The 5,359-nt window shown below is 42.2% G+C and carries 4 protein-coding genes; 1 reads left to right on the top strand and 3 read right to left on the bottom strand.

Annotated features, from left to right (window positions below; genetic code table 11):
* Window positions 1-529 precede the first annotated feature (529 nt).
* Window positions 530-1,252 (bottom strand): SDR family NAD(P)-dependent oxidoreductase, encoded by a 723-nt coding sequence (locus ACEYW6_RS35715; protein WP_412983531.1) that lies wholly within the window; start codon window positions 1,250-1,252, stop codon window positions 530-532.
* Between the two features lie 58 nt (window positions 1,253-1,310).
* Window positions 1,311-2,066 (bottom strand): glucose 1-dehydrogenase, encoded by a 756-nt coding sequence (locus ACEYW6_RS35710; RefSeq protein ID WP_214440881.1) that lies wholly within the window; start codon window positions 2,064-2,066, stop codon window positions 1,311-1,313.
* A gap of 90 nt (window positions 2,067-2,156) precedes the next feature.
* Here ACEYW6_RS35710 and ACEYW6_RS35705 point away from each other — a divergent pair, with 90 nt between their 5' ends.
* The gene (locus ACEYW6_RS35705) at window positions 2,157-2,573 is read left to right on the top strand and encodes a winged helix-turn-helix transcriptional regulator (RefSeq protein ID WP_412983530.1); all 417 of its coding nucleotides are present in this window, start codon (window positions 2,157-2,159) and stop codon (window positions 2,571-2,573) included.
* Between the two features lie 5 nt (window positions 2,574-2,578).
* Here the strand turns inward: ACEYW6_RS35705 and ACEYW6_RS35700 are convergent.
* Window positions 2,579-5,359, bottom strand: a 2,781-nt coding sequence (locus ACEYW6_RS35700) for a Tn3 family transposase (RefSeq protein ID WP_412983529.1), incomplete at its 5' end; no start/stop codon positions are given.

The raw sequence follows: 5,359 nt of genomic DNA, 5'->3' as shown, positions 1-5,359 counted from the left end.
AGTCTCCAAGCTGGATTTATCCCCTTTTCCTGCACCCTCTTGACAAAAGTGCAATCCCTCTAACCTCTCACCGATGGTAGTGAACTGTACAGTTAGTTTTGTAGTATTAATGTAGCTGTTTGGTACTTCTTTTTGATGAAAGTGATTTTGAATTCACTTTGATCCTCACTTTTTTTCAAAAAAACTTTCCGCCAAAGAAGTTGAGTCGAGGGGGAGTATTATCTCCCGCCCCTCTCATTTAATTAGAGTCGATGCTCCTGTTACCAGGAGACACCTCTCCTTCAGAACGCGGACGTGCAGCTTTGGCTGCATCCGGCTCCTAGTCTGACACCTAATAGGGGTAAAAGTAGCGAGCCTGTGATGAACCGCCATGCAACGACTGAAAGCCATGTTACATACGAGTTACAGAAATAAAATAGCTCTTTCATCGGAAATTATCAGAATATATTTTCTCTCCACCCATTTGCGGAATGCTACTCATACCCCAGTGTATATAGGTAGAGTAGCCACTCTAGGTGCAACTTTATCGTTAAGTTGCAGGCTTTTCATACAAGCGTAGGAGACTACTATTCACCATAGATGCTGCGTCAGAAGCAAGCCAAGCTGTAAATTCGCCAATGTCATCAGCAGTAATCCAGGTAGGTTGACTGCGCTCTTTGCTGCTGCGAGTTGCCACCCAGCTATGAACAATGACTTCATTAATTCGGATAGTACTACCTTTATTTTCCTGCATCAATACCTGAGCTAGCATCAACTGTCCAGCAGCAGAAATGCTCACAGGGCTGACATTGGGAATCGGTACTTCGGCTGCGGCTCCTCCAATCAAGGTATAGCTAGCACCTTTGCGTTCTTGAAGAATAGGTAGAAAGGTACGGGCGGCGATGAAGTGACTCGTTAAATTACTATCTAAATATTGTTGCCATTCTGCGATTGAGACTTCAGTCAAAGGTCTGTTACCAAACCACCAGCCGCCAAGGGAAGCAACCACAGCATCAAGCCTTCCAAATTGTTTAAGCAGTTGGTCATGAATACTTTCGGCACTATCAATTTGACCAATTTCTCCCACAATGGGAATAAAGCGATCGCCTTGTGCAAGTTCACCTAGATAAGTGCGTAGTTCTTCTAGTTTTTCGACTTTACGGGACGGCACCGCTACTATGGCACCTGCTTTGAGAAATGCTCTCACAATGCCTTCTCCTACATTGCCTGCACCACCAAGAATTAATGCAACTTTGTTCTCTAGTTGACTCATGATTGCTCCTGCATCTATTGTTTTTACGAAAACCCACATTCAGCAAGTAAAGCAGTGATCACGCCGCCAGTAATCCGCCATCCACAGCCAGGGTATGTCCATTGACAAAATTGGTAGCATCAGAAGACAACCAGATTACAGCATTAGCAATGTCATCGGGTTTGCCCAAACGTCCGGCGGGAACAAAATTCTCAAAAGCTTTGGTATTACCGCCAGTCGCCTGACTAAGCATTTCCGTTTCAATTGGCCCTGGTGCGATCGCATTTATCCGAATTTTTTGTGAGGCATATTCTAGGGCTGCGGCTTTTGTCAGCATCACCACAGCTGTTTTAGAGGCATCATAAATCGATAAGCCAGGTGCTAAAGGACGAAAACCATTGATGGAGGATGTATTGACAATTGCTCCACCATTACCTTGAGCCAACATCTGGGTAATTTCATGCTTCATACAGAGAAAAACTCCCTTGACATTGACTCCAAAAACTCGGTCATAAGTTTGCTCTGTTTGCTCTGCCAGCAAGGCATTTTCACCCAGCAACCCCGCATTATTAAAGGCGATATCAAGCCTACCAAATTTATTGACAACAGCGGCAATGGTTGCTTCTATGTCTGCTTCTTGAGAGACATCAGCTTTCACAAATAAACCTTCACTTCCTACCTGATGAATCAAGCTAACGGTTTCACTGCCTTCTTCTTCTCGTCGTCCGACTACAACAACTTTGGCACCTGCATGAGCAAAAGCGATCGCAGTAGTCCGCCCAATTCCAGAAGTACCACCAGTAACAAGGGCAACTTTGTTTTCTAACGGTTTCATCCAAATCTCTCCATTTTCGCTAACTAAAGCAGTGTGCCTGATTTGGATTCTTCTTTACAAGAAGGAACTTTCTGGTGATATAGTTACCTCATGGTTCCCAACAATGAGCAAATACTCTTGGGCGCAAACTGTCCTATGCGGCAGATGCTAGATTTGGTAGGAGATAAATGGACACCGCCAGTACTCTATCTTCTATCTTCTGGTACTAAGCGATATACTGATTTTCAACGTCAAATTCCTGGAATATCAAAAAAAATGCTGACACAAACCTTAAGAAGATTGGAGTCAGCTGGTGTTGTTAATCGAACTGTGTATCCTATTGTGCCGCCCAAAGTGGAATATAACCTGACTCCCTTTGGTGAAAAGTTGATTGAACCGATTGCAGGTTTGGCAGAGTGGGCTTGGCAACACCAAGAAGAGTTGAAATTGGTTTCCGAACGTCAACAGAGGCATCACCGTGCCAAAACGGGAAAATTGTACGCTAAGGCTGAAACCATTATCACCTAAGCATTTCAGTGATACTTATTTTCCTTAATCCGCAAAGGACGCAACTGGTCAAAACTGGTTGCCTGCTTCAAATTCCACACATAATCGCCAGTGAGATTGATATGCTCCCAACCCAACGGTGACAAATGTTGCAAATATTCTTCAGGAATATCCATCCCCTGTTTCTGCAAATAATCAACGGCTTTTTCTAAGTACACTGTATTCCACAGAACAATAGCAGCAATCACTAAATTTAACCCACTGGCCCGATAGAACTGGTCTTCATAAGAGCGATCGCGAATCTCACCCAGGCGATTAAAAAACACCGCCCTTTTCAGGGTATGTTTCGCCTCACCCTTATTAAGTCCCACCGTCGCCCGTCGCCGTAGTTCTGGACTCTGCAACCAAGAGAGGGTAAATAAAGTTCGCTCAATTCTCCCTAACTCCCGCAAAGCTAAAGCTAAACGATTCTGCCGAGGATAAGAAGCTAATTTCCTCAACATCAAAGAGGCAGTCACCGTCCCCGTCCGAATTGAACTAGCAAGGCGTAGAATCTCATCCCAAGACTCCTGAATCAATTTCACATTAATCCTGTCACCTAGTAGGGGTGCTAAAACCGAATCAGGGGAACTAGGTTCAAAAGTATACAATTTCTTATCAGGTAAATCTCGCATTCTGGGTGCAAATCTAAATCCCAGCAAATGGCACATCGCAAACACATGCTCGGTATAACCGCTTGTATCTGTATAATGCTCCTGAATCTGTAAATCACTCTCGTGATACAACAAACCATCCAAAACGTGTGTTGCATCCCTAATCGTGGCGTTAATTACCTTAACGTGAAATGGAGCATACTGGTCGGAAATATGCGTGTAAAAAATCACGCTTCTATCCTTACCGTACTTGGCATTGATCTCTTCATTAAAACTGCGATGTCCACCTGCTTTAAACCGTTGGCCATCAGAAGAAGATGTTGTCCCATCACCCCAATAAGCAGCAAATGGGATCTGTGCATGAAAATTCACTACCTCAGCTAAAGCCTTGGAATAAGTTTCATCTCGAATATACCAATCCGCCACCCAAGCTAAACGCTCAAAAGACATTCCTTGAGTTGCGTCAGCCATCCGCGTTAAACCTAAATTAATACCATCAGCAAGCAAGGCACTTAACAAAACAACTTTATCTGAAACTTGTTCTCCTGAATGTAAATGCGTAAAATGTTTCGTAAATTGCGTCCAAGAATCAACTTCTACTAACAAATCAGTCAACTTAATTCTTGGCAGTAAACTATGAACTGTTCTGCTAAATCCATCAACCTCCTTTGGGACAGCATTGGTAAGAGGAGTGATAATTAACTGTTCGTTCTCTATCCTGACATCAACCAGTTTCTTTTCTGCCATTAAAGAAGAAACAAGCGCTAATTGTTCAGACAATTCAAGTGAGCGTTGTTCAATATAAGTAGTGAAATCTGTCGTTACTGCCACAGGTATCGTTTGAGAAGAACACATTGATTGCCATGCGTTATCTGTTAATAGATAATCCTCAAAATCTTGGAACTGCTTCGAGCCTGCTACCCAAATATCTCCAGAACGCAAGCCACTGCGTAATTCAGCCAAAGCACACATCTCATAGTAGTGACGATCAATAGTATCGCCCTTAACTACGTGTTTTAACCAACGAGGTTTAACGAAACTAATATCCGCAGATTCCGGTACTTTTCGACCACCAGATATATTTAATTCTTTAATGACTGACAAAGCTTTTAGAATCGGTAAACTGGCTCCAGTAGCTTTAAATTCAAACGCTGACAACAATTTTGGTGTATACCTTCTCAATTGTGAATAACGATTATCAAGCAGTTCAAGATAATCAAAATCTGCGGGTCTGGCTAGTTTTTCAGCTTCGGCAACACTACTAATAAACTTTTCCCAATTTAAGACTGATTCAATCGCTTCATAAGCATCAATTGACTCATCTCTAGCAGCAATCAACGCCTTACCTACTTGAGCATATAATCGGACTTTCTCATTAATTGCTTTGCCATCATGTTGAAACTTATCCCCATGCTGATGCTCACTTTTGTTAAACAATTTACCCATCATTTTATCGTGCATTTCTATGGCATAATCGACTAATGACGCACTCCATTCAATGAGAAAAGCAACTAAAATAGCATAGCGTCTCAATTCATCCAACCTAGATAGGTGAGCAGGTGTAGACTTCGCGCCAGTTCTAGTAAATTGCAGTAGACGATTTTGGTGTACTCGTTTCAAACATCCAGAGTCGAGATTGAGATGGCGAATAAACTCCAGTCGTTCCACTACTTTTAAAAAGTTCCTTGGATTAGCCTGACCTGGTGGTTGACGTAGCCAAATTAAATCAGTCAGTTTTTTATCAGGCTCTACAACTAATAACTTATCCAGCACCATCTTTTGTAATGTTGTCAAACTTTTAGTCAACTCAAGACATACTAGTTTTTGAGCGCGATGTCTGACCTCCCAGGCTAAACGTTCTACCGTAGAAATAGCTGGAATAATAATTTGCCGCAAGCGCATCTCATCAATCAACGCTCCCACAAGCGCCATCCCTTTATCTGACGATATTGCAAAAGGTAATAACCATTTTGAGAATTGCTTGTATGTAGATATATTAAAAGTATGAAATCCAAAATTATTTTGAATTTCTGCCAGATGTTCGCGTCGAGTTGTATCCCTTTGAGAATATTCGGTGATGATTGTCGGGTCAAGTTTTAATTGAGATGCAATATAAAACAGTACAGATTCTGGTACTATTTCTCCTAGACTCCA

The sequence above is a fragment of the Nostoc sp. UIC 10607 genome, from assembly GCF_047228265.1.
Classification (GTDB): Bacteria; Cyanobacteriota; Cyanobacteriia; order Cyanobacteriales; family Nostocaceae; genus Nostoc; species Nostoc foliaceum_A.
The sequence above is the reverse complement of the archived record's forward strand: the minus strand, read 5'-3'. Positions and strand labels throughout refer to the sequence as shown.